17 protein-coding genes are annotated in these 22,820 nt (G+C 72.7%); 6 read left to right on the forward strand and 11 right to left on the reverse strand.

The genetic code is table 11. The features are described from left to right. Positions 1-4: 4 nt before the first annotated feature. The 6 genes from sucC to VKA29_RS29635 form a co-directional block, all read right to left on the reverse strand. Positions 5-1,186 carry an ADP-forming succinate--CoA ligase subunit beta gene (gene sucC / locus VKA29_RS29610; RefSeq protein ID WP_324789073.1) on the reverse strand — a complete coding sequence of 394 codons (1,182 nt, stop codon included), beginning with the start codon at positions 1,184-1,186 and terminating at the stop codon, positions 5-7. A 532-nt stretch (positions 1,187-1,718) separates the two neighbouring features. After that, the gene (locus VKA29_RS29615) at positions 1,719-2,150 is read right to left on the reverse strand and encodes a hypothetical protein (protein WP_324789074.1); all 432 of its coding nucleotides are present in this window, start codon (positions 2,148-2,150) and stop codon (positions 1,719-1,721) included. Between the two features lie 292 nt (positions 2,151-2,442). Then, a complete protein-coding gene (locus VKA29_RS29620) occupies positions 2,443-3,450 on the reverse strand; it encodes a hypothetical protein (RefSeq protein ID WP_324789075.1) in 1,008 nt (335 codons plus the stop codon). Between the two features lie 273 nt (positions 3,451-3,723). Then, positions 3,724-4,998, reverse strand: a complete 1,275-nt coding sequence (locus VKA29_RS29625) for a VWA domain-containing protein (protein WP_324789076.1) — start codon at positions 4,996-4,998, stop codon at positions 3,724-3,726. Between the two features lie 154 nt (positions 4,999-5,152). Beyond that, positions 5,153-7,690, reverse strand: coding sequence for a DUF5682 family protein (locus VKA29_RS29630; protein WP_324789077.1), 2,538 nt, complete (start codon positions 7,688-7,690; stop codon positions 5,153-5,155). Positions 7,691-7,843: 153 nt separating this feature from the next. Continuing rightward, a complete protein-coding gene (locus VKA29_RS29635) occupies positions 7,844-9,043 on the reverse strand; it encodes an AAA family ATPase (RefSeq protein WP_324789078.1) in 1,200 nt (399 codons plus the stop codon). Positions 9,044-9,176: 133 nt separating this feature from the next. Between VKA29_RS29635 and VKA29_RS29640 the strand changes: the two genes are divergently transcribed. Together VKA29_RS29640 and VKA29_RS29645 are read left to right on the forward strand one after the other, a co-directional pair. After that, positions 9,177-10,526, forward strand: coding sequence for an SWIM zinc finger family protein (locus VKA29_RS29640; protein ID WP_324789079.1), 1,350 nt, complete (start codon positions 9,177-9,179; stop codon positions 10,524-10,526). A gap of 376 nt (positions 10,527-10,902) precedes the next feature. After that, positions 10,903-12,534: a DUF5691 domain-containing protein gene (locus VKA29_RS29645; RefSeq protein ID WP_324789080.1), complete on the forward strand. Its 1,632-nt coding sequence runs from the start codon at positions 10,903-10,905 to the stop codon at positions 12,532-12,534. Positions 12,535-12,818: 284 nt separating this feature from the next. Here VKA29_RS29645 and VKA29_RS29650 read toward each other — a convergent pair whose 3' ends face one another. Continuing rightward, positions 12,819-13,235, reverse strand: coding sequence for a cobalamin B12-binding domain-containing protein (locus VKA29_RS29650; protein ID WP_133927567.1), 417 nt, complete (start codon positions 13,233-13,235; stop codon positions 12,819-12,821). A gap of 629 nt (positions 13,236-13,864) precedes the next feature. Between VKA29_RS29650 and VKA29_RS29655 the strand changes: the two genes are divergently transcribed. Both VKA29_RS29655 and VKA29_RS29660 read left to right on the forward strand, forming a co-directional pair. Then, on the forward strand, positions 13,865-14,728 hold the full coding sequence (locus VKA29_RS29655; protein WP_324789081.1) for an esterase/lipase family protein: 864 nt from the start codon (positions 13,865-13,867) through the stop codon (positions 14,726-14,728). Positions 14,729-14,985: 257 nt separating this feature from the next. Beyond that, complete coding sequence (locus VKA29_RS29660; protein WP_420718592.1) at positions 14,986-16,524, forward strand: M23 family metallopeptidase; 1,539 nt, start codon at positions 14,986-14,988, stop codon at positions 16,522-16,524. Between the two features lie 84 nt (positions 16,525-16,608). On the opposite strand, the gene pcrA is transcribed toward VKA29_RS29660, so the two are convergent. Further along, positions 16,609-19,089, reverse strand: a complete 2,481-nt coding sequence (pcrA, locus tag VKA29_RS29665) for a DNA helicase PcrA (protein ID WP_324789082.1) — start codon at positions 19,087-19,089, stop codon at positions 16,609-16,611. Positions 19,090-19,552: 463 nt separating this feature from the next. Here pcrA and VKA29_RS29670 point away from each other — a divergent pair, with 463 nt between their 5' ends. Then, positions 19,553-20,707 (forward strand): C40 family peptidase, encoded by a 1,155-nt coding sequence (locus tag VKA29_RS29670; protein WP_324789083.1) that lies wholly within the window; start codon positions 19,553-19,555, stop codon positions 20,705-20,707. Between the two features lie 16 nt (positions 20,708-20,723). Here the strand turns inward: VKA29_RS29670 and VKA29_RS29675 are convergent, their stop codons facing one another. Genes VKA29_RS29675 through VKA29_RS29685 form a run of 3 tightly spaced genes read right to left on the reverse strand, consistent with a single transcriptional unit; the run spans position 20,724 to position 22,179 of the window. Continuing rightward, the gene (locus tag VKA29_RS29675) at positions 20,724-21,077 is read right to left on the reverse strand and encodes a hypothetical protein (protein ID WP_324789084.1); all 354 of its coding nucleotides are present in this window, start codon (positions 21,075-21,077) and stop codon (positions 20,724-20,726) included. Positions 21,078-21,088: 11 nt separating this feature from the next. Next, positions 21,089-21,370, reverse strand: coding sequence for a DUF397 domain-containing protein (locus VKA29_RS29680; RefSeq protein WP_324789085.1), 282 nt, complete (start codon positions 21,368-21,370; stop codon positions 21,089-21,091). After that, on the reverse strand, positions 21,367-22,179 hold the full coding sequence (locus VKA29_RS29685; protein WP_324789086.1) for a helix-turn-helix transcriptional regulator: 813 nt from the start codon (positions 22,177-22,179) through the stop codon (positions 21,367-21,369). Before VKA29_RS29685 ends, VKA29_RS29680 begins: the two co-directional genes overlap by 4 nt. Before the next feature lie 130 nt (positions 22,180-22,309). Between VKA29_RS29685 and VKA29_RS29690 the strand changes: the two genes are divergently transcribed. Next, positions 22,310-22,753, forward strand: a complete 444-nt coding sequence (locus VKA29_RS29690; protein ID WP_324789087.1) for an ATP-binding protein — start codon at positions 22,310-22,312, stop codon at positions 22,751-22,753. The last annotated feature ends 67 nt before the right edge of the window (positions 22,754-22,820 follow it).

The raw sequence follows: 22,820 nt of genomic DNA on the forward strand, positions 1-22,820 counted from the left end.
GTGCTTACTTGGCGGCGTGGGCCAGCTCGGCGGCCTTGTCGGCCGCGCCGTCCATGGTGTCGACGCGCTGGACCAGCGGGTGGTCGGCGTCGGTGAGGATCTGTCGGCCCAGGTCGGCGTTGTTGCCGTCGAGGCGGACGACGAGCGGCTTGGTGACCTCCTCGCCCCGGTCCTCCAGGAGCTTCAGCGCCTGGACGATGCCGTTGGCGACCTCGTCACAGGCGGTGATGCCGCCGAAGACGTTGACGAAGACGGACTTGACGTCCGGGTCGCCGAGGATGATCTCCAGGCCGTTCGCCATGACCTGGGCGGAGGCGCCGCCGCCGATGTCGAGGAAGTTGGCGGGCTTGACGCCGCCGTGCTTCTCACCGGCGTACGCGACGACGTCCAGGGTGCTCATGACGAGACCGGCGCCGTTGCCGATGATGCCGACCTCGCCGTCGAGCTTGACGTAGTTGAGGTTCTTCGCCTTGGCCGCGGCCTCCAGGGGGTTGGCCGCCGCCTTGTCGTGGAGTTCCTCGAAGTCGGGGTGACGGAACTCGGCGTTGTCGTCCAGCGACACCTTGCCGTCGAGGGCGATGACCTCACCGGAGGCCACCTTCGCCAGCGGGTTCACCTCGACCAGGAGGGCGTCCTCCTTGATGAAGGTGTCCCACAGCTTGACGAGGACGTTCGCGACCTTGTCCGCGACCTCGGCCGGGAACTTGGCGGCCGCGACGATCTCACGGGCCTTGGCCTCGTCCACACCGTCGATGGCGTCGATCGCGACCTTGGCGACGGCCTCCGGACGGGTGGCCGCCACCTCCTCGATCTCCATGCCGCCCTCGACGGAGGCGATGGACAGGAAGGTGCGGTTGGCACGGTCGAGGAGGAAGGAGACGTAGTACTCCTCGAGGATCTCCGGAGCGGTCTCGGCGATCATCACCTTGTGGACCGTGTGGCCCTTGATGTCCATGCCGAGGATGTCCGTCGCGCGGGCGACGGCCTCGTCCGGGGTGGCGGCGAGCTTCACGCCACCGGCCTTGCCGCGGCCGCCGACCTTCACCTGGGCCTTGACGACGGACTTGCCACCGAGGCGCTCAGTGGCTGCGCGGGCCGCCTCAGGCGTGTCGATGACTTCACCGGCCAGCACCGGTACATCGTGCTTGGCGAAGAGGTCCCTCGCCTGGTACTCGAACAGGTCCACGCGCTTCCGTCCCTATCAGTGATCTCGCGGTTCGTTGGATGCGTGGGCGTGCCGCGAAGGGCAACGTGACGTCCGCCGTCTGTCACAAGGGAGGCGCACACGGTGTCCGAGCGCGCGGCATGTCCGTCTCGCAGGTTATCGCCGCTGGCGGAGGGTCTCTAAATCGCGGGTCACACCTGAGCGGTGATACCTGTCACATGATGCCACGCTCACTGGCACGGCGTGCCGACGGTGAGGCGGGCGGGAGGAGAGCCCGCGGAGACCGCGAGGAGACGGGGAAGGGCCTCACCGGGCTGGGGTTGACCCGGTGAGGCCCCCTGAACAACCCCGGAGGTGCGCGAAGAGGCCACCTGCGGGGTTCCGGGCGGACGGTCCCCACCCCGATGGGGTCCGCCCGGCCCGTTCCGCGGAGGTCCGGCCGGACGAATCCGACGGCTTTCGGCCGTCCGGGTCCTTCGGCTCCGCGAGTCGAGCGCCCGCCGCGTGACGGCGCGCGGGGTGCCGCGTGACGGCGTGCGGTACGTCGGGGCGGTCAGATGCGACGGGTGCTGCTCTGATGCCCGGTGGAAAGAGAAATCGTCGTGTCGGCGACCTCATGGAGGTCGGTCCGGGCCGCGGCGAGCGTCTCCTCCACCTCCGGGGCGAATACGGAGAGCGGGCCGAAGAGGTGGTCGACCTCGCTCTGGGGGTGCCGCGCGGGGCTCACGCCCGGCACGACGGGACCATCCGGCCCATCGGGGGCGTGCGACAGGTCGGGAACGTGCGGCAGGTGCGGCACGTCCGGCAGGGATTCGGGGGCGGCGGCGACCGTTCGGACGGCGACCGTGGGCCGGGCCTGCGCGGCACGGGCGGTCCTGGCGGCACGGGCGGCCCTGGCACCGCGGATGGCCTCGGCGACCCTCCAGCCCGTGGCCATCCTGACGTCGGCGGCTGCGACGAGGGAAGGGCGGATGTTCTTGTTCATGAGCGCGTCGGATCCTTCGGATCTCGGGTAGCGCTCCCTGGCGCATCGGGACGCCCCTCACCGGAGTGGTGCACCGGAGTGTGCACCGGAGTGGTGTGCGGCGGTCCTGGGCGTTCCCGGGCCTGGGAGGCTGGGTGACATTTCCGGGGCCGGTGCCGGTCGTGGTCCGGGGAGCCGGGAGGACCAGCGGAGCCGGCGGCTTGCGTCCGGAGCCCGACAGGGAGTCCGGACGGACGGGCAGACCTGTTCCGCCCCCGCGCGGCAGGTCCGTGGCGGGGGAAGGCACTGTCGCCTAAGCGGGGGAAACCGGAATGTCCCGGTGCCTGTCCCGGGCCTGGGTCGTGGTGGAGCGCGCGATGGCGCCGGGCACGAGCCGCAGGGGGGCGCGGTCGTTCAGGGCCAGGGCCGAGGCGTCCCTGTGACGCGAGGTGCCGCTGTCGAAGGCGGCGCGGTCGCCCGAGGCGGCGGCCGGGTCGCCGGCGGGCGCCCGGTGCGCGGGGGCGTACCCGGTAACGGCGGCCCGCTGTTCCCCGCCTCGCGTCACGGCACCGGCCGCGTCGCCGAGCCGCGGTCCGTACACCGCGCCGCTCGACACGATGCTCGACGCGTTACTCGACACGTTCGTCCCGGGCCGCCGCTCGCCGGACGGATCCTCGGCGGAGTGCTCCGCCCCCCGTTGCGGTGCCGAGGTGACCGGTACCGGCACCGTCTGCCCCGGAAGCGTGGGCAGGCCGGGCGAGCCGGGCACACCGGGGGCGGACGGCAGACCGGGGATCTCGGGCAGGGACGGGGAATCGGGCACCGACGGGGAGGGCAGCGACGACAGCGGCGGTATCCGCTCCGTCACCTCACCCAGCGCGGCGGCCACGGTCCCCGCCACGTCACCGACCGGCTGCACGATCCGCTTGTCCACGGACCGCAGGACCTGATCGGTCAGCGGCCGCAGGACGTCGTCGGCGGCCCGGGAGGCCGAGGGCTCCCGCGGAGCGAAGACGCCGGAGTCGACGGAGACGCCGGAATCACCGGAGTCGCCGGGAGTGGCCGCCGCAGCCGGCGGCAGGGCCTCGGCCGCCAAGGCCGCCGGGACCGCCGGCCCCAGAGCTGCCGGTGCCGCCAATACCACCGGAGACGCCGGAGGCGCCGTCGAGGAGCCGCTCTCCGCCGCCTGTGCCGGGGCTCCGCAGAGGAACCCGAGCGCGAGCAGTCCGCCCACCAGCAGCACCGCGCGCAGCACAAGCCGTCCGGCCGCCGAGCGCATCGCGCGCGGGGCGGCACCGGACGGAGCGGCCGGCGTGCTCATGGGAACGGTTCCTCCCGTGCTGCGGAACGGACCGGGCGAGTCGGCGAGCGAAGGCAGGGCGCGCTGACGAGCGGCTGGTGCCGGGTCACGAGCCCGACGCGGCGCGGTGCGGTACGAGGCGCGGAATGCGACCCACCGCTGACGCGGCGTCGGATGACCGGGCGTCGATCCTCGCACGGCTCTCCCGAGGTTGCGCAAGCCCCCTGTTACCGATGGGTAGTCATGTCCGGTTTTGCTGGGCGCACGCGCCGCGCCGCGCTCACGCGCCGCCCGTCACACGGTTTCCGGTATCGGAAGCGGCCGCTTCTCGATCGCCGCCGCCATCACCTCCGGGAACAGGTCGGGGGTGCAGGCGAACGCCGGCGCCCCCAGCGCGGCGAGCGCGGCCGCGTGCTCCCTGTCGTAGGCGGGTGCTCCCTCGTCGGACAACGCGAGCAGCGCCACGAACTGCACCCCCGACGCCTTCATCGCCGCCACCCGCTTGAGCATCTCGTCCCGGATACCTCCCTCGTAGAGATCGCTGATCAGCACGACCACCGTGTCCGCCGGCCGGGTGATCTGCGACTGGCAGTAGGCCAGCGCGCGGTTGATGTCCGTGCCACCGCCGAGCTGGGTGCCGAACAGTACGTCCACCGGGTCGTCGAGCTGGTCGGTGAGGTCGACGACCGCCGTGTCGAAGACGACGAGCCGGGTGTTGATGGACCGCATGGAGGCGAGCACCGCCCCGAACACGGACGCGTAGACCACCGACGCCGCCATCGACCCCGACTGGTCGATGCACAGCACGACGTCCTTCTTCACGGACTGCGACGCCCGCCCGTACCCGATGAGCCGCTCCGGCACGACCGTCCGGTGTTCCGGCAGGTAGTTCTTCAGGTTGGCGGCGATCGTGCGGTTCCAGTCGATGTCGTGGTGGCGCGGCCGGTTGACGCGGGCACTGCGGTCCAGGGCGCCGGTGAGGGTGGCCCGGGTGCGGCTGGCGAGCCGCTTCTCCAGGTCCTCCACGACCCGGCGCACGACGGCCCGCGCCGTCTCCTTCGTCGTCTCCGGCATCGCCTTGTTGAGGGAGAGCAGGGTGCCGACGAGGTGCACGTCGGCTTCCACCGCCTCCAGCATCTCCGGTTCCAGCAGCAGCGTGGACAGGCCGAGCCGGTCGATGGCGTCGCGCTGCATGACCTGGACGACGGACGAGGGGAAGTAGGTCCGGATGTCGCCGAGCCACCGTGCCACGGACGGCGCCGACGCCCCCAGCCCCGCCGAACGGTCCCGCCCGGCTCTCGCCTGCCCGTCTCCCTTGCCGTAGAGGGCGGTCAGCGCCGCGTCCATCGCGGCGTCCTGCCCCGACAGAGCGCACCCGGTGCCGTCGGCCGCGTCGCCCCCGAGCACCAGGCGCCAGCGCCTGAGCCGCTCCCGCGCCGGGTCCGCCGCCGCCCGAGCCGACACCGTCTGTGTCGTCGCGGTCTGTGCCGTCGCGGTCTGCGGCTGCGCCGTCCGTGCCTTCGCGGTCCGTGCCTTCGCAGTCTGCGGCGTCGCTGTCTGCGGCGTCATCGGTGGGCTCCCGGGCGAGGCCGCTCCCACAGCGGGATCACCAGGACGGCCGCTCTCGGACCGGCGTGCGCCCGCAGCGCCCGGGGCGTTCCCCCGTCCGGTCCGGCGCCCGCCGTCTCCGCCCCCGCCCTGAGCCTGCTCGTCACGTCGACGGTCATGCCGTCACCCCCACAAGATCGTTGTCGTCGGCGGCCTCGGCCGCTCCGTCCAGTCCCAGCAGCAGCTGCACCACCGGCAGCACCGCGTCCGCGCGCCCCGGGTCGAGTTCGGCCGCGAAGCCGGGTATGCCCGGGCCGCCCGCGGCCGGGCCGCCCCGGTGTGCGGGCCCGCGCCGGACCAGTTCGCCCAGCGTGCGGCGGACGCCCGGCTCGTAGGCGGAGAACGTGCGCCGCAGCAGAGGCAGCACATCCGTGAACGCCTCCGTCGGCACCCCCGTCAGCCAGGCGTCCACCAGGCCGAGCAGCCGCTCGTCGTGCACGAGCAGCATCCCGCCGCCCGAGCCGCCGCCGACGAACCCCTCGATCCAGGCGGCCGCGTCCCCGGGCGGCGTCCCCGGCGACAGCACGAGCCCCATGAGCCGCGCCGCCTCCTCCTGCGCCAGCTCTCCGTCGTCCAGCAGCAGCCGCACCGCCCGCCCCCGGACGACGCCGGGCACGGTGTCCCGCAGTCCCAGCACCCGCAGCACCGTGTGCCAGCGTCCACCGAGGTCGGGGTGGCCCGGCACGGGGACGTCGCCCAGCAGCCCCACCGCCCCGTGCACCGCGTCCACGTGGCCCCGCATCTGCTCCGCCGCCTCCGCGTCCAGGGCGGCGCAGGCCGACGGCAGCCCTACGAAGACACGCTCGGCGAGACCCGCGGCGACCTCGGCGAGCGCGCCGGTGTGCGTGCCGCGCACGTCGCCGTACCGCAGGGAGCGCACCAGGGCCGGCAGGGCCTGGGCCAGGTGCCCGACGTCCGCGTCCAGCGCCGCCCGGTCGGCGAGCACCCGCATCACCACGGGGAGCGCGTCCGGCAGCCCGGCCAGCAGGCATTCCTCGGCGAGACCGGTGACCTCGGCGAGCGACTGCGCGGCCACGGCGTCGGCCTCCGCCCTGGCGGTCGCGGCGGCGAGCACGGTCGTGCCCCACACGCCCGCCTCGGCCACCCGCACGGACAACTCGGGCTCCCAGCACAGCCGCCACGTCTCCCGGAACGTGCCCGTGCTGCCCCGTGAGGCCCGCGGCTCGCCCCACGCGATGCCCAGCAGCCTCAGCCGGTGCAGCAGCCTGCTGCGCTCGGCGTCGGTCTCCTTGCGCAGGTCCAGCTCCAGCTCCCGTTCGGCCGCCTCCGGCTTCAGCCGCAGCCGGCGCTGGATCCGGACGAGGTCCCGCTGCAACGGCACCGCGGGCGCCGCCTGCGGTACCTCCCCCAGCACGTCCCCGACGACCAGCCGGTCGTGCACCGGCGCCAGCGGCACGTCGGAGCCCTCGCACATCACCGCCCGCACGGCGTCGGTCGTCTCGCCGAGCCCCGGCAGCGGGCGGCCCCGCATCGCGGCGAGCGTCTCCGCCAGCCGCACCGCCTCGATGACATGGGCCGAGGAGACCAGGCGGTCCTCCTCCCGCAGCAGTCCGGCCACCTTCGTCATCCATCGCTCGACCGGCCGGTCCGGCGCGCCGAACAGGTGGCCGTACCAGCCCGGCGACTCGATGCCCGCGCCGTACCCGCTGGCCCGGGACAGCCGCCGATGCGTCCACGGCACCCACGTCATGTCCGTCTTGACCTTGGGCAGCCCCTTCAGCAGCGCCCGGTCGGCGGAGACCGCCGTCCCGCGGCGCAGCGCGGGCACGTGCCAGGCCCCGCAGACCACGGCCACGCCGTCGCCGAACTCGCGCCGTGCCGCTCGCACCTGGAGCCGCATGTACGCCTCCCGCACGAGGTCCCGGTCGTGCCCTCCGCTGCCGTACGCCTCCCGCAGCGCGCCCATGGCCTCCTCGAGCACGGCGAACGGCGCGAAGGCGTCCTTCTCGCCCGCCGCTCCCCGGTGCTCGACGACGTCCTCCCACCAGCGCTCGGGGTCGTCGTAGCCGGCGGCGTCGGCGAGCACGGCGAGGGGGTCGACCCGGATGTCGACGCCCAGGCCGGACTCCTCGGCCCGCCCGCCGTCCGGGCCCTCGCCGTCGCCCGGCCGGTTCCCCGCCGGGTTCCCGGACACGCCGGCCCGTCCGTCCGCGGAGACGTCCTGCCCCGCGGGGCCGTCCTCCCCCGGGGAGCCGTCCTCGCCCGGGCCCGCCGCCTCGCCGGCTGCGTCGTCCGCGGCCCCGCCGGGTTGCGCACCCGCCGGTTCCTGGCTCCCCCAAGCCAGGGTGTGGGTGGCCGGCAGGTCGATGAAACGGGCCGGCACCCGGTGCTCCAGCGCCCAGCGGATCGCGACCCACTCCGGGGAGAACTCGGCCAGCGGCCAGAACGCCGAGCGGCCCGGTTCGTCCACGGCGTGGGCGAGGAGGGCGACCGGCGGCCGCATGTCCTCGTCGGCGGCGAGCGGGATCAGCGCACTGGCCTCGGGCGGGCCCTCGATCAGAACCGCCTCCGGCCGGGCCGCGTCCAGCGCCGCCCGCACGGCCCGCGCCGAGCCCGGCCCGTGGTGCCGGACACCCAGCAGCCACGGCCCCGGCCCGGGCACCGCCGCCGCGGTCTCGTCAACGCCTGTCACAGCCTCCCCCTCGCTCCGCCGTCCCGCCCGGGCCCGCGCCGGACCGGCCCCTCCCGGCCCGGGTGGCCGCCGGGCCACGCGAACCGTCTCCGCCCGGCCTCCACCTGACCCCTCCCGCCCGGCCGCCGCCCGGCCGCTCCCGTCCGGCTCCCTTCACGCGCTGACCTCCCGGCAGGCGCGGTAGAAGTCCGTCCAGCCGTCACGCTCGCGGACCACGGCCTCCAGGTACTCCTGCCAGACGACCCGGTCGGCCGCCGGATCGCGGACCACGGCGCCGAGGATGCCCGCGGCGACGTCGGCGGCCCGCAGCACGCCGTCGCCGAAGTGGGCGGCCAGGGCGAGACCGCCCGTGACGACCGAGATCGCCTCCGCCGTGGACAACGTGCCGCTGGGCGACTTCACCTTGGTGCGCCCGTCGGACGTGACCCCGTCGCGCAGCTCGCGGAAGACGGTGACGACGCGGCGGATCTCGTCGACGCCGTCCGGCACGGCGGGCAGGTCGAGGGAGCGGCCGATCTGGTCGACGCGGCGCGAGACGATGTCGACCTCGGCCTCGACGCTCTCCGGCAGCGGCAGCACCACCGTGTTGAACCGGCGGCGCAGCGCGCTGGAGAGGTCGTTGACGCCGCGGTCGCGGTCGTTGGCCGTGGCGATCAGGTTGAAGCCGCGGACCGCCTGCACCTCCTGCCCCAGCTCCGGTATCGGCAGGGTCTTCTCCGACAGGATCGTGATGAGCGTGTCCTGGACATCGGCCGGGATGCGGGTCAGCTCCTCGACGCGGGCCGTCATCCCCTCCGCCATGGCCCGCATGACCGGGCTGGGCACGAGCGCGTCCCGGCTCGGGCCGTGCGCCAGCAGCTGCGCGTAGTTCCAGCCGTACCGGATCGCCTCCTCCGGCGTGCCCGCGGTGCCCTGCACCAGCAGCGTCGAGTCGCCGCTGACCGCCGCGGCCAGGTGCTCGGACACCCAGGTCTTCGCGGTGCCGGGCACCCCGAGCAGGAGCAGGGCGCGGTCGGTGGCGAGCGTGGTGACCGCGACCTCGACGATGCGGCGCGGGCCCACGTACTTCGGTGTGATCACCGTGCCGTCGGGCAGGGTGCCGCCGAGCAGGTAGGTGGCCACCGCCCACGGCGACAGCTTCCAGCGGGCCGGGCGCGGGCGGTCGTCGTGCGCGGCCAGCGCCGCGAGCTCGCCGGCGAAGGCGTCCTCGGCGTGCGGCCGCAGAGCCTCCGCTCCGTGCGCGGTCGGCTGCGTGCCCGCGCCCGCGGCGGCAGGGGTGCCGGTGCCCGGATTCGCGGGCGCGGACCCGTTCCCGTTCGGTTCGACGGACATCGGTTCTGCGGACACAGTCATGGCTGAGGCCCCCTCCAGCTCGGCCGGTTCGGATCTGCCACCAACCGTGCACCATGCCACTGACAATGCGTTCTGACCTGCGGAAACGCGCTCGCGAGGCCGATTGTCAGTGGTGGGTTCTACCTTCGATGTCATGACTCAGCAGGGGGTGCGCTGGAGCGCGGACCAGGTGCTGGCGCTGGCGCCTGACGCCGCGTCACGCAAAGCGGGAAGCAAACTCGCGACGGCCGGACCGTGGTCGGAGGCGGGCAGTTCCGGTGAGGGGACGGTGTGGGGACTGTGCAAGGGCAGCGGCAGCACGCCGTACCGGACGGTCGTGGACATCGCGGACGCGTCCGGTCCGGCGTACAAGTGCAGTTGTCCGAGCCGTAAGTTCCCGTGCAAGCACGCGCTCGGACTGCTGCTGCTCTGGGCCGGCGACGAGGGGGCGGTGCCGCCGGGAGCGGCGCCGGAATGGGCCGAGCAGTGGAGGGAGGGCAGACGCAGGCGGGCGGCGGAGAAGCGGACGGCGGATGACTCGGGGTCGCCGCCCGGTGACCCGGAGGCGGCGCGGCGCCGGGCGGAGCGCCGGGCCGAGCGGATCACCGCGGGCGCGACCGAGCTGGAGCAGCGTCTGGCCGACTTGCTGCGCGGCGGCCTGGCAGGTGCGGAGCAGGCGGGCTACGGGCTGTGGGAGGAGACGGCGGCCCGCATGGTCGATGCCCAGGCGCCCGGACTGGCGGCCCGGGTGCGGGAGCTGGGGACCATCCCGCCGTCCGGGCCCGGCTGGCCGGTGCGGCTGCTGGAGGAGTGCGCGCTGCTGCACCTCCTCGACCAGGGCTGGCTGCACCGCGAGCGGTTGCCGGCCGGCCTGGCGACGTCGGTCGGCGCCCGCGTCGGCCTGCCCGCCTCGCCGGACGGGCCGCCGGTCCGGGACCGCTGGCTCGTGCTCGCCCAGTACGACACGGCGGACTCCCGCCTGACGACCCGGCGAATATGGCTGTACGGCGCGGATTCGGACCGCACAGCGCTGCTGCTGTCGTACGGCGCCGGGGGCCGGGCTCCGGAGCTGGCGCTGCCCGTGGGGCTGGCCCTGGATGCGGAGGTGTCCGCGTATCCGGGCGCGGGGCAGCCGCGGGTGGCCCTGGGCGAGCAGTTCGCGCCGCCCGCCCCGGCGGACATCAGACCGCCGGGGGTGACGACGGCCGAGGCAGCCGCCCGGTACGGCGAGGCGCTGCGGGACGATCCCTGGCTGGATTCCGTCCCGGTCACCCTCGACCGGGTCGTGCCGGCCCTGGACGGCGACGCATGGCAGTTGGCGGACGCCGACGAGGACACGGCAGTGCCGCTCACCCCGGCCGCCCGTGCCCGCCCCGGCCTGTGGCGCCTCGTCGCCCTCTCGGGCGGTGCCCCCGTCAAGGTCTTCGGAGAGTTCGGTCACCGGGGCTTCGCTCCGCTGGCGGCCTGGCCGGAGGGGGCGGGGGAGGCGGTACCGCTGTGCTGAGCCGCCCACTCACCACGCCGAGCCACCGACCCACCGCGCTGAGCCAGCGATCCATCACGTCGAGCCACCGACCCACCGCGTCGACCCACCGAATCGACACGTCCGGCCACCGACTCACCACGCCGAGCCATCAACACACCAGGCAGAGCCGCCCACCCGCCGCGCCGAGCTACCCACCCGCCGCCCCGAGGTGCCCGCCCGCCGCCCCGAGTGGCGGCCCACTCACCGTGCGGTGCGGTCTTGCCGCGCGACGCGCCCTGAGCGACTCACCCGTTCGTACCCGTTCACACCTGATACGCGCATATGTCACGTTTCCCTGGACACCCGAAGTGGACGACCTGTCGACCGCTCCCGGGCACCGGCAGAGAGGAACCGCATGAGCAGCAATCCCGCCCCCGTGGACGCCCCCGCGCAGAGCGCCTGGGAGGAACTGGTGACGGCGGCGCTGCTCGGGACGGAACGGCGGACGCCGCCGGGCGGCGCGCCGGGGCGGGACGCCCCCGTGGCACTGCTGGACACAGCGGCCACGGAGACGGTGCGGCGACGGGCCGGGCTGCGACCGGCCCGGGCGGCCGAGCGGCTGCGGCCGGCGCCCGAGGACCGGCGCCCGGCGCTGCCCGCCCCGGCCGCGCGCAGGCTCGCGATGCTGCTGGCCGACCGCCCCGGCACGGGCGGCGGTGGCCGCCGGGGCACCACGCCGGACCTGATGGAGCTGCTGCCCCAGTGGCTCGCGGCGGCCAACGACCGCGGTTTCGCGGCACCCTCGCCCATGCTGCCCGCGCTGCTGGACGCGGCCAGGGGGCGTACGGATCTGCGTCCGGCGGTGCTGGCCTTCGCCGGGCCCCGGGCCGTGTGGCTCGCCCGGATGAACCCGGACTGGCGGTTCGCGCTGCGCGCCGCCCCGGGCGGGGGGACGGCGCTGCCGGACCTCGACGACACCGACGAGGTGCGGCGCCTGTGGCAGCAGGGGCTGTTCGCCGAGCGGGTCGCCCTGCTGGCCGCCCTGCGCGCCCGGGAGCCCGCCGCCGCCCGGGAACTGCTCGCGACGACCTGGCCGACGGAGCGGGCCGAGGACCGCCTCATGTTCCTCGACTCGCTGCGGTCCGAGCTCGGCGCGCAGGACGAACCCTTCCTGGAACAGGCGCTGTCCGACCGCAGCCGCAACGTCCGGGCGACGGCCGCCGAGCTGCTCTCCGCGCTGCCGGATTCGGCGCTCGCCGCCCGCATGGCGGCGCGGGCCGAGGCCTGCGTGGCCATCGACCGCACCGGGGACACGCCGACGATCGTCGTCGAAGCGCCGCACGAGTGCGGCACCGCCATGGAGCGCGACGGTGTCGTGGCCAAGGCCCCCGCGGGGCGGGGCGAGCGGTCGTGGTGGCTGGGCCAGTTGGTGGAGGCGGCACCGCTGGGCACGTGGACCCTGCGGCTCGGCGGCCGTACGCCGCAGGAGATCGTGGCGTTGCCGGTGGCGGACGACTGGCAGGGGGAGCTGCACGCCGCATGGTGCCGGGCGGCCGTGCGGCAGCGGAACGCCGGGTGGGCGCGGGCGCTGCTGGGCTCCCCGTCCGCCCCGGAGGCGGGCGGCCCTGGAGCGGTGTCGCTGGCCGAGCGCGCCAAGCTGCTCGGCACGCTGGGCGCCGCCGAGCGGGCCGACTGGGTGGCCGGGTTCATCTCCGCGCACGGGCTGTCCGAGGCGTTCCAGTTGCTCGGGGTGTGCGCGGTGCCATGGGCCGCACCGCTCGGGCGGGCGGTGGTCGACGCCCTCAACATCGCGCGGGACGCAGGGAGTTACCCATGGAGTTTCAGTGGAGTGATGGGACTGGCCGAGCGCTGTCTCGATCCCTCGGAGGCGAGCCGCCTCGACGCCCTGCTGGCGGTGCCGGACGAGCCGGAGGACGCGTCGCCCGGAGCGGGCGGGTACTGGGCGGAGGCGTTCCAGCGGCTGGTCACGACGTTGAGACTGCGGGCGGCGATGACCGGGGAGCTGGATGCCGGGAAGGCCGGCTGAGCCTCCGCCCGCGCCGCCGCCTGCCGCCCCTCCGGGTCGGCACGCCCCGCCTGGTGCCGCGCCCCCGCGCCTCGTTCCGGCCCGCACGGCCTCGCCTTCGCCCTCGCCGGCCGGACGGGCTGTGGGCCCTCCGTCAGCCGGACGGGCCCCGCACCACCCGCCGGCCGGACAGATCACAGACCACCCACCGGCCGGACGGGCCACGGAACGCCCATCGGCCGGACCGGCCGCGGGTCGCCGACCGGCACCGGAAACGGCGGGCGCCGGTCACGTCGCCGGAGGTCCTAGGCCTCCGCGGGCTGCCGGACGTTCGCCCGTACCCAGTCCACGATCGACTGCGTGGTCGCGCCGGGCGTGAAGATCTCCGCGACGCCCTTCTCCTTCAGCGGCGGGATGTCCGCCTCGGGGATGATCCCGCCGCCGAAGACCAGGATGTCCTCCGCGTCCCGCTCCTTGAGCAGGTCGATCACCGCGGCGAAGAGCGTGTTGTGCGCACCGGAGAGGATGGACAGCCCGATCGCGTCGGCGTCCTCCTGGATCGCGGTGTCGACGATCTGCTCGGGGGTCTGGTGGAGCCCGGTGTAGATGACCTCCATACCGGCGTCGCGCAGTGCCCGCGCGATCACCTTGGCTCCCCGATCGTGGCCGTCGAGCCCCGGCTTGGCCACCACCACGCGGATCGGACCGGCTGCCACACCCATCACTGCCTCCATGAAGCGACTACATCCATCCGTACCGACAAGTACCGCACACTTCGCGCACGCCGCGCACCTCACTCGCCCGACCCACCCGACGCGCACGCCGCGTACGCGACATGTCACGCACGGCGCACGTTCCGCCGCGCACCGCTGGGGTCGTGCCGTCACGGCACGGACGCCCCGCGCCACACCGCCCGGGGAAGTGAACGAACGTTATCGCCAGCATCCCGCACCCGGCAGTTTCACGGCGCACAGCGAGGGGGAAATCACACAGTGAGACACGTTCACCGCGCACCGCTCCGGCGGACAGCGCACCAGGAGCCGCAACGAGGTCGCCGCACCGCCACGCCGCAGACCACGCGCCGGGGTGGTGCGGCGCTTCGATCAGGACACGAAAGGCACGCAGGGCAGGTCAGGCACGACAGCGGGGAGCCTCGCCGGCACACCGGCACGGGATCCCGGCACGTCGGTGGCGTCACGGACGCGACAGGCTCCATCCACGTCATGTGCGCCGCACGCCGCGTCCGCCCCGCGTCGTCCGCTCGCGCCCCGTCGAGCGCCTCTGCCACGGCATACCACGAGTGCACACGGGGGACAGCGCCGTTCTCCTGCGTGCCGACAGGAGGTCGGCCATGAAGGTCACCGGGGTACTGCCTTTCCTCCCGTTCTGCCAGCGGCTGCTGCCCGGCAGGCTGGCGGGTCTCTCCCTGACCCTCCTGAAGGCGACGGCCCTGGAGCTGGCGATCCTGGCGGGACACCTCCTGCTGTACCCCTCGGGCATCATCCAGGAGCGCAGGAGCCCGGCGGCCCCGCTCCCCTCGACGGACGGCGCCACGCAGCTGCCGACCGAGACCGGCCCCCCGGTCGTCCTCCTGCACGGCTTCATAGACAACCGCTCGGTCTTCGTCCTGTTGCGCCGCAGCCTCGCCCAGCACGGCAGGCAGCGGATCGAGTCGCTCAACTACTCGCCGCTGACCTGCGACGTCCGCACCGCCGCCGAGCTGCTCGGCCGCCACATAGAGGAGATCTGCGAGCGCACCGGCAGCAGGCAGGTCGACGTCGTCGGGCACAGCCTCGGCGGACTGATCGCGCGGTACTACGTGCAGTGCCTCGGCGGCGACGCGCGGGTCCGGACGCTGGTCACGCTCGGCACCCCGCACTCCGGCACCCGAGTGGCGCCGCTGGCGAACGCTCACCCGATCGTGCGCCAGATGCGCCCCGGGTCCCCGGTGGTGGAGGAGCTGTCCCGGCCGGCGCCGGGCTGCCGTACGCAGTTCGTCAGCTTCTGGAGCGACCTGGACCACCTGATGGTTCCGCTGGAGAGCGCCTGCATCGACCACCCGGACCTGCTGGCGCAGAACGTACGGGTGAGCGGGATCGGGCACCTCGCCCTGCCGGTGCACCCGGCCGTCGCGACGGGGATACGGCGGGCGCTCGATGCCCCGGGCGAAGGAGCGGAAGCCGCCGCCCGCACCGGCGGCCTCACCGTGGCCTGACCGCCCGACCGCCGACCCGGCAGCCGACCCGGGAGTCGACCCGGGAGTCGACCCGGGAGTCGACCCGGGAGTCGACCCAACAGTCGAACAGTCTTCGAACATAGGGCCAAGGCCGTGTCCGCGCTCCCCCGAAACACGTCCGAATGCCCTTTTCCTTCGCGCACAAAACCTGTTGAAGATTGTCGCGCCCGCATACCGCCGGGTACAGTCGCCGCACTGCTCTGGCAGCCCCTGTTGTCGAGGCGAAAGAGAAGTTGGTGAACGACCGTCACCCGTCGGGGATCATGACCACCCCGACCCCGGCTTCCGACGCCGCCTCCGCGCACTACGCGCCGTACGGCACCCAGGAAGCCCAGTACGGCGACCTCACCGGCTATGGCGGCCACGACGCCGCGGGCTTCGCCCCGACCGGCCACGACGCCACGACTTTCGCCGCGGATCCCCTCTTCGGCAGCCTCCCGGGCCAGGACACCGGTCCCTACGACGCCACGGCCTGGACGACGGGCGTCCAGCACACCGGGGTCTACGACGCCTACGCGGCCCAGCACCACGCCGCCTACGACACCGGCGTGTACGACGCGACCGCCTGGGGCGCCGACCAGCAGAGGCTCTCCACCGTCCCGCCGCAGGCCACCGGGGCCGACGTCTCGGGACAGTGGGACGCGAACGCCTGGCTGCAGCCCGACGCCTCGGGCGGCCCGTCCGACCAGACCCAGCACTGGGAATGGGGCACACAGACCTTCGAGACCGGCGCGTACGACGCCACGCAGTGGAACTCCGACGGCACACCGGCCGGCGACGGACCCGCGGCCGACGGCTACGAGCCCGAGCCCTTCGACCAGCAGGCGACCGCGGTGTTCGAACCGGCCGGGCCGGACGCGTACGACGACCCCACCACGGACGACGGCGAACCGGAGATGGCCGCCACCGGCGAACTGCCCGCCGTCGGCCCACTCCTCGACGACCAGCTCCTCGACGATCAGCTCCTCGACGATCAGCTCCTCGACGATCAGGAAGAGGTCGTTCCGGCTCCCGGCTCACGCGCGGCCGCGCGCAACGGGGCGCGTTCCCGCCGCCGCCCGCCCGCCAAGCGCTCCGCCCTGCTGACGATCGCCGTGCCCTCGGCGTGCGTGATGGGCGTGGCCGGCATCGCCGCCGCCTCCGTCGGCACCCTGGGCAGCGACAAGGACACCTCCACGACGGCTTCGGACGCGCACGCCGTGAAGCCGTCCACCGCCAACAACAAGCTGGACACCCAGCTCCAGGTCCTCTCCGCCGGCGCCGACGACTTCGCCGACCGGGCCAGCCGCACGCAGGAACGTATCGACCTCAAGGCGCAGCAGGAGGCCGAGAAGAGGAAGGCGGCCGCCGAGGCCGCCCTCAAGGAGCGGCTGCGCCCCAAGTACGCCCTGCCGGTCGCGCAGCACGGCCTCAGCGCCTACTTCGGTCAGGCCGGCATCAACTGGATGTCCGTGCACACCGGCATCGACTTCCCGGTCTCGTACGGCACGACGGTGATGGCCGCCACCGACGGCACCGTCCGCACGCAGTGGAACAGCGCCTACGGCAACATGATGATCGTGACGGCGAAGGACGGCACGGAGACGTGGTACTGCCACCTCTCCAGCTACCGCGTCGCCTCCGGTACGACGGTCAAGGCGGGCGACCCGATCGCGTACTCCGGGAACTCGGGCAACTCCACCGGCCCGCACCTGCACTTCGAGGTGCGGCCGGGCGGAGGGTCGGCCATAGACCCGCTCGCCTGGCTGCGCAGCCACGGCCTCGACCCGAACTGACCCCCCGCGAACCACCCGCCCCGTGAGCCCCCGCCTTCCCGACGGGGGCTTTCCGGCTTCCAGCCACCGGCCACCGGCCACCGGCTAGAGCTTCTCCACCGGTGCGTACCGCAGCAGCAGCCGCTTCGGCTTGGTGTCGCCGAAGTCGATCGTCGCCTCGGCGTTCGCGCCCGTGCCCTTGACGCCCACGACCGTGCCGAGTCCGAACTGGTCGTGCGTCACCCGGTCCCCGACGGCCAGCGAGACCACCGGCTTCTCGGACGTCCGGCGGGTGGCGAACCCGGACGCACCCGACGCCGAGGAACGCGATCGGGAGGACGACAGGGAGGCCGCCACCCCCGAAGCCGGGCCGGAGGGCGCCGGAGACATGGCGCCCGTGCGCTTCCAGTCGACGTGGTGCGGCGGAATCTCCTCCAGGAAGCGGGAGGGCGGGTTGTAAGACGGCTGTCCCCAGGCACTGCGCATCGACGAGCGCGTCAGGTAGAGCCGTTCACGCGCGCGCGTGATGCCGACGTACGCCAGGCGCCGCTCCTCCTCCAGCTCCTTGGTCTGGCCGAGGGCGCGCATGTGCGGGAAGACGCCGTCCTCCATGCCGGTGAGGAAGACCACCGGGAACTCCAGGCCCTTGGCGGTGTGCAGCGTCATCAGGGTGATGACGCCGTCGCCGTCCTCCTCGTCGGGGATCTGGTCGGAGTCGGCGACCAGGGCGACCTGTTCGAGGAAGTCGGCCAGGGTGCCGGCCTCGCCCTCGCCGCGCTCCTGCTCGAATTCCAGCGCCACTGCCGCGAGTTCCTGGAGGTTCTCGATGCGGGTCTCGTCCTGCGGATCGGTGGAGGCCTGCAATTCGGCGAGGTAGCCGGTGCGTTCGAGTACGGCTTCCAGGACGGTCGCCGGGCCCGCGCCGGACTCGACGATCGTGCGGAGGTCCTCCATCAGCGTGTTGAACCGCTTGACGGCGTTGGTGGAGCGCGCCGCCATGCCGTACGCCTCGTCGACGCGGCGCAGCGCCTGCGGGAAGCTGATCTTCTCGCGCTGGGAGAGCGCGTCGATCATGGCCTCGGCCCGGTCGCCGATGCCCCGCTTGGGCACGTTGAGGATGCGGCGCAGCGGGACCGTGTCCTCCGGGTTTGCCAGCACCCGCAGGTAGGCCAGGACGTCCCGGACCTCCTTGCGCTCGTAGAAGCGGACGCCGCCGACGACCTTGTAGGGCAGGCCGACGCGGATGAAGACCTCTTCGAAGACACGGGACTGCGCGTTGGTGCGGTAGAAGACGGCGACGTCGCCGGCCTTGGCCTCGCCCGCGTCCGTGAGGCGGTCTATCTCGTCGGCGACGAACTGCGCCTCGTCGTGCTCGGTGTCCGCGACGTAGCCGGTGATGCGCGCGCCCGTGCCCGCGTTGGTCCACAGGTTCTTCGGGCGGCGGGACTCGTTGCGCTCGATGACCGCGTTGGCCGCGCTGAGGATCGTCTGGGTGGAGCGGTAGTTCTGCTCCAGCAGGATCGTCGTCGCGTCCGGGTAGTCCTCCTCGAACTGGAGGATGTTGCGGATGGTCGCGCCGCGGAAGGCGTAGATCGACTGGTCCGCGTCACCGACGACGCACAGTTCGGCGGGCGGGAGGTCGTACTCGTTCGGTGGGACGTCCTCTTCGTGGGCGCCGGTGCCGACGAGCTCGCGCACGAGCGCGTACTGGGCGTGGTTGGTGTCCTGGTACTCGTCGACCAGGACGTGCCGGAAGCGGCGGCGGTAGTGCTCGGCGACGTCCGGGAACGCGCGCAGCAGATTGACCGTCGTCATGATCAGGTCGTCGAAGTCGAGGGCGTTCGCCTCGCGCAGCCGCGACTGGTACAGGGCGTAGGCCTGGGCGAGGGTCTTCTCGAATCCGTCGGTGGCCTGCGCGGCGAAGTCCTCCTCGTCGATCAGCTCGTTCTTCAGGTTGCTGATCTTGGCGCTGAAGGACTTGGGCGGGTAGCGCTTGGGGTCGAGGTCCAGGTCACGGCAGACGAGGGCCATCAGGCGCTTGGAGTCGGCGGCGTCGTAGATCGAGAACGACGACGTGAACCCGAGTTTCTTGCTCTCCCGGCGCAGGATGCGCACGCACGCGCTGTGGAAGGTCATCACCCACATCGCGTTCGCGCGGGGGCCGACGAGCTGCTCGACGCGCTCCTTCATCTCGCCCGCGGCCTTGTTGGTGAAGGTGATCGCGAGGATCTGGCCCGGGTGGACGTCCCGCTCGGCGAGCAGGTGGGCGATGCGGTGGGTGAGCACCCGGGTCTTGCCGGAGCCGGCACCGGCCACGATGAGCAGGGGGGTGCCGTGGTGCACGACGGCGGCGCGCTGGTTGTCGTTCAGCCCCTCCAGGAGCGCGGCCGCGTCGACCGGGGGCCGCGGGGCGCCGTCGCGGTAGTAGGCGTCCCGGTCCGGCGGCACGTCGAACTTCCCGCCGAACAGATCGTCCGGAACGGGCTCCGGAACATGATCGTCCTCGGGCGGCGGCGGAGGCTCCTCCTCGTGGCCGCGGGGGGCCTGGAGGTCCGCCAGGAAGCTGTCGTCAAAGAGGCTGCTCATCGCTCTCCGAGTCTAGGGCGCCCCACCGACAGCCCGCCGCCGCCCTGAGAACATCGCCGGATCCGGCGACACCGCACCCTGGGGTACGCTCCGTACCGAGCCGCCACTTTCGGTGACCGGCACCGCGGGCCTTGCCGAATGTCACGAAAATGTATCGGGCATATCGCACATCAACCTTCACAGGCGCCACGCGGGTTGGCTACGGTGCCGGGCAGGCCGAACGACCCCCTCCGGCGAACGTCGCCGGGCCGTGCGGCCTCCGCCGAGTCCGGCGCGCCGCCGCGCTTCCGGAGCCGGGGACCCAACCGACCTTGGGTGAATCGGCCCACTCTCCCTCCGGGGAGAAGGCCGTAGGGCAACCCTTCCGAACCACCCGCCCGAGCCCTCCCCCAGCGCCTGAACGGCCTGGGAGGTACCCCCCACCGCTAACTCGGCAGGCGGAAGATGGAAGGAGTCGCCTCCCTTGGCGTCGCACCGCAAGTCGCGCCCCGCCGGTACCCGCGTGGCCGGCATCCGCACCCCCGCCCTCGCCACCGCCGCCCTCACCTCCGTGGCCCTGCTGTCCCAGTCGGCCAACGCCGCCCCCGCCGCCGACGGGAAGCCGAGCGTTGAGGAAGTCGAGAAGAAGGTCGACGACCTGTACCGCCAGGCCGAGTCGGCGACCGAGAAGTACAACGCGGCGAAGGAGAAGACGTCGAAGCAGCGCAAGCGCGTCGACACCCTCCTCGACGACGTCGCCAAGCGCACCCAGAAGCTGAACGAGGCGCGGGAGGAACTCGGTTCCTTCGCCGCGGCCCAGTACCGCACCGGGGCCGCCGTACCCGACACCGCGACCTTCCTGCTCGCGGACTCGCCTCAGGACTACTTCGACCGGACCCAGCTGATGAACCGGCTCACCGGCCGCCAGAAGCAGGCCGTCGACGACTACGTCACCGAGCAGTCCGCGACGATGAAGAAGCGCCAGGAGGCCACCAAGAGCCTGGAGACGCTCACCGAGTCGCAGGGCGACCTCCAGGCGGCCAAGTCCACCGTCCAGAAGAAGCTCTCCGACGCGCGTCAGCTCCTGTCGAAGCTGACCGCCGAGGAGAAGGCGCGGCTGGCGGCGATCGAGAAGAAGAAGCAGGAGGAGGCCGCGCGCCAGGCGGCCGAGCTGGCCGCTCAGCAGGCGGCGCAGCAGAAGGCGCAGGAGCAGACCGCCGGCACGTCTTCGGGCTCGACCTCGACCTCGGGGTCCACCTCGACCACCGACTCGACCTACGCCACCAAGGCCGAGAAGGCGATCGCCTTCGCCCGGGCGCAGATCGGCAAGCCGTACGTCTGGGGCGCCACCGGTCCCGACTCCTACGACTGCTCCGGCCTCACCCAGGCCTCCTGGAAGGCCGCCGGCGTGGCCCTCCCCCGCACCACCTACGACCAGGTGAACGCGGGCACCACCGTCTCACTCGCCGACGCACAGCCCGGCGACCTGATCTTCTTCTACGACGACATCAGCCACGTCGGCCTCTACATCGGCAACGGCATGATGATCCACGCCCCGAAGCCGGGCGCGTACGTCCGCGAGGAGTCGGTCTACTACGGCGGCGCGTCGATCATCCACAGCGTGGTCCGGCCGGCCTGAGACAGGACAGGACGGGTCAGGTCCAGAGCACCGCGATGAAGATGTTGGTCATGGTGAGCCCGCCCACCAGCCCGAACAGACCCTTGTCCACCTTCTCCTCGTCCCGCTTGACGTAGACGAGACCGAGGATGACGACCAGGACGGCGAGCTTCACGCCGATCTTGATGTTGTTGACCTCGTGGCCCTGGGCCTGATGGATGCCGACCAGGGCCACGCCGGTGATCAGCATGGTCAGCGCGCCGTGCAGCATCGCGGGCACGAAGCGTGCGGCGCCCTGGCCCATCGCCTTCATCTGGGTGAGGAAGCCGCCGAGCAGCGCGGCTATGCCGATGATGTGCAGGCCGAGGAAGAAATGGATGAGTACGTCCATGAGGCCGGAGCTTAGACAGCGCCCCGACCACCACCCGACACCGGCCCTCCCCCGACGGCGGCGTACGCGACGAACGCGGCCCAGGCCGTCCCGGCGACAGCGAAACGGGGACCCTCGGAGCCGAGCTTCGAATCCCGGACGTGGACGGTGTGGGGGCAGGGGGCTATTTCTATGCAGTTGCCGCCTTGATCATCGCTGTGGCTGGACTTGCGCCAGTCGGGAGCGACTTCGAGGCAGGCTCCCCCTTCGGTGCCGCTATAGCTGGACTTGAACCATCGCAGGTTCTGCGTCATCGCCCCTCCGCTACCTCGCTGATGAATCTCACGGACTCCGAAAGACTCAGCGCCTGACGCAAGATCATCGCATGACGCTGCGCAGCGATACTGACACGGTCCGGGTCCGAGTAAAGCACGCCTGCTGTCTGTCCCTCTTCGTACCCAAGATGCTCGTGCTCTGACGTTTCCAGCAAGACCAGGGGTCCGTTGAGGCCCGGATGCGCACCGGCAATGGGCAGCACTTGCACGGTGATGTTCCGCTGCCGGGATGCCGCCAACAGATGGCGCAGTTGACACAAGTGAGTTTCGGGTCCTCCGACCTCGTTACGCAGCGCCGATTCACCGATCACGAAGCTGAACGATCTTGTCTGCTGGGCGAGGACGTCCTGCCGCTTCAGCCGCGCCATCACGCGTTCCTCGACCGTTTCATCATCCAGCGGGGGCCAGTGCGCCTTGAGCAGCGAGCGAGCGGTCTCTTCCGTCTGCAGCAGGCCCGGCACGAGCAGCGGTTCGTACCAACTCAAGGAGATCGCCTCGGACTCGTACCGGATGAAGTCCTGCGAGAACGTCGGGAACGGCTCCGGCTTCAGGTACTCCTGAGCCGCAACCAGCTTCCCGCCCGCGCCACACACCTGGTCGGCGATCTGCAAGAACCGCAGCGTGGGCCGACGGCGGCCGTTCTCCATCGACTTGACGTACTCGTAGTCGTAACCGGCCTCCTTGGCCAGCGCCTCGCGGCCGACGCCGGCTTCCGCGCGCCACAACTTGATCTGGCTGCCGCAGTAACGCCATGCGATCGGCGGCTGGGAGTTCACCTGGGTCGTCACGCGCACCTCCACCGGTCCACGACGGGTACGACCACGCACCGTACCCGCGCCGTTACTCGTGAGGCTACGCACGGATCGGGACCCTGATCTGGCCAAACCTCGGAACTTCCACGCAAGGGATGAACAGCGCATGCAGACCCCGTGGCCCCAACTCCCCACGACAGCCGCACCGAAGGACATCGAGTGGCGCCTGCCCCGTCACCCGCGCAGCGTGGGCAGGGCACGTGCGCTGTTCCGTGAGCAGGCGGCCTCCTGGGGGCTGCCGCGGGACGTGACCGACACGGCGGAACTCCTCCTGAGCGAGCTGATGACGAACGCCTACCGTCACGCGAAGGTCCCGGCCGGCCGCGAGATCCGGGCCCGCTGCGCGGTCACGGACGACCGGGTCCGCGTCACGGTGACCGACGCGAACGACGCACTCCCCGAGCCGGGCCTGGCATCCCTGGACGACGAGTCGGGCCGGGGGCTCGCGCTGGTGGCGATGCTGGCGGACGACTGGGGTGCAGGGAGGCGGGAGTTCGGGATCGGCAAGGAAGTGTGGTGCGAACTCCTGACGAAGACCCCACAAGGCTGAGGGTCGTGCCGCTGCCCGGCAGGCGTGTGGCAGGGTCGTCCCGCAGGTCGGTGCCGGCGGCTCAGGG

The organism is Streptomyces sp. H51 (assembly GCF_035656535.1).
In the GTDB taxonomy this organism is placed as follows: Bacteria; Actinomycetota; Actinomycetes; order Streptomycetales; family Streptomycetaceae; genus Streptomyces.